Annotated in this window: 3 protein-coding genes; all 3 read left to right on the forward strand. The window is 76.0% G+C overall.

Annotated features, from left to right (window positions below; all coding sequences use genetic code 11):
- Positions 1-125: 125 nt before the first annotated feature.
- The gene (locus tag N869_RS14425) at positions 126-509 is read left to right on the forward strand and encodes a cold-shock protein (protein ID WP_035062732.1); all 384 of its coding nucleotides are present in this window, start codon (positions 126-128) and stop codon (positions 507-509) included.
- Positions 509-1336, forward strand: coding sequence for a DUF3027 domain-containing protein (locus N869_RS14430; protein WP_035062733.1), 828 nt, complete (start codon positions 509-511; stop codon positions 1334-1336). Before N869_RS14425 ends, N869_RS14430 begins: the two co-directional genes overlap by 1 nt.
- Positions 1333-2390: sacsin N-terminal ATP-binding-like domain-containing protein (locus N869_RS14435; protein ID WP_035062735.1), on the forward strand; the 1058-nt coding region annotated here is incomplete at its 3' end. The genes N869_RS14430 and N869_RS14435, both read left to right, overlap by 4 nt.

Consider the following 2390-nt stretch of genomic DNA (forward strand, 5'->3'; position numbering starts at 1 on the left):
CCGTCCTCAACGTGGTGCTCGCCGTCTTCTGGTGACCGGGCCGGACGGGTGGCGCGCGGCGCCGTCGGCCCTCCCGGCCGGTAGCCTGGTGCCGTCAGTGCTCCGACCAGACAACAGGGGTTCCAGTGCCCACCGGCAAGGTCAAGTGGTTCGACACCGAGCGTGGCTTCGGTTTCATCGCCGGCGATGACGGCGGTGAGGTGTTCCTGCACGCCTCGGCCCTGCCTGCGGGGGCGCCCGCGCCCAAGCCCGGCGCCAAGGTCGACTTCGGCGTGGCCGACGGGCGCCGCGGGCCGCAGGCGCTGTCCGTGCGCCTGCTGGACCCGGTCCCCTCGGTCGCCAAGGCCCAGCGCAAGCCCGCCGACGACATGGCGGTGATCGTCGAGGACCTCATCAAGCTCCTCGACGTGGTCGGCAACGGCCTGCGCCGAGGCCGCTACCCGGAGAAGGCCCGGGCCACCCAGGTCGCCACGGTGCTCCGGGCCGTCGCGGACGACCTCGAGGCCTGATGCCTGCCGCGACGAAGGACACGGTCCTGGCCTCGGCCGTGGACCTCGCCCGGCGTGCCGCCGAGGAGGTCGCCGGCCAGGCCGACCTGGTCGGCGAGCACCTCGGCCTGGTGGTCGAGGGTGAGCGGCTGGTCTCGCACCGGTTTGCGACCACCCAGAAGGGCTACCGCGGCTGGCGGTGGACCGTCACGGTCGCGCGGCCCCCGCGTGGGCGCAAGCCCAGCGTGTGCGAGGTCGAGCTGCTTCCCGGCGACGACGCGGTGCTGGCTCCGGCGTGGGTGCCGTGGGCGGACCGGGTCAAGCCCGGTGACCTCGGCCCGGGCGACGTGCTGCCGTACCAGGTGGACGACGAGCGTCTGGAGCATGGGTACGAGGCGACCGGCGACGCGGACTCCGACGCGGTGGCCATGTTCGAGCTGGGCCTGGGGCGTGAGCGCGTCCTGTCCCGCCGCGGCCGGTCGATGGCTGCCGAGCGCTGGTACACCGGCGACCACGGGCCCACCGCCCCGCACGCCGTCGCCGCCAGCGCCCCGTGCTCCAGCTGCGCCTTCCTGCTGCTGATGGCCGGCTCGCTGCGCACCGAGTTCGGGGTGTGCGCCAACGAGTGGTCGCCCGACGACGGCCGTGTGGTCTCCATGGACCACGGCTGCGGCGCCCACTCCCAGACCGACGTCGAGGCCCAGCCCTCGGAGTGGCCCGCCCCACCGCCCGGGGACGAGCTCGAGGTCGTTCAGGAGCCGACCGCCGAGGAGCCGACCGCCGAGGAGCCCGCGGCGCAGGAGCCCGCCGCCGAGGATCCCGCCGCCCAGGTCCCGGCCGGGGAGTGACGACGGCCGACCCCTTCGGCACCGCGCACCTGCGCCGCGCGACGCTCGCCGCATGGGTCGACAACCCCGCACGGTTCCGTGAGGACGCCAACGGCGAGGAGGACCACGCCCGGCGCCACTACCGGGACCGCGTCGTGGTCGAGCTCGCCCAGAACGCCGCCGACGCCGCGACCCGCCGCGGGTCCCCAGGCACGCTGACCCTGGACCTGCAGGACGGCTCCGGCGGCGCCCTGCTCGTCGCCACCAGCACCGGTGAACCCCTGGACGCGGCCGGTGTGGCGTCCCTGGCGTCCTTGCGGGCCTCGGCCAAGCGCGCCCGTGGCACCGTCGGACGGTTCGGGGTCGGGTTCGCCGCGACCAGGGCCGTCAGCGACCGCATCACCGCGTCCACCGCGCTCGGCGGCGTCGAGTTCTCCGTCGACCGCACCCGCGCGGCCCTCGAGCCGCTGCTCACCGACCACCCCGCCCTGGCCCGCGAGGTCCACGCCCGGGGCAGCTCCCTGCCGGTGCTGCGCCTGCCGTTCGCGACCGAGCCCGACCCAGCGGCCGTCCGCGACCACGAGCCTGTCACCGTGGTGGTCCTCCACCTGCGTGACCAGGACGCCGCGGACGCCGTCCGGGCCCAGCTCGACGCCGTCGACGACGCCCTGCTCCTCGCCCTGCCCGCACTGGCCCGCGTGGTGATCCGCACCCCGCACGGGTCCCGCACCCTCGCCGACGTGGAGGACCGCTGGGTGGTGGCCCGCCGGGACGGCCCCGTCCCCGTAGCGGTCCTGGCCGACCGTCCCGTCGAGGACCGCAACCGTGACACCTGGCAGGTGACCTGGGCCGCGCCCCGGCCCGGCACCCACCCGTCATCCACCGCCACCCCCGGTGTCCCCGCGGCCGGTGTCGTGCACGCCCCCACGCCCACCGACGAGCCGTCGACCGCACCGGGCCTGCTGGTCGCCACCTTCCCCCTGGACCCCGGCCGGCGGCACGTGGAGACCGGGCCCCTGACCGACCTGGTCGTCGAGGAGGCCGCCCGCACGTGGGCCGCCCTGGTGACCCGGTG

The organism is Cellulomonas bogoriensis 69B4 = DSM 16987, assembly GCF_000767165.1.
Taxonomy (GTDB): Bacteria; Actinomycetota; Actinomycetes; order Actinomycetales; family Cellulomonadaceae; genus Actinotalea; species Actinotalea bogoriensis.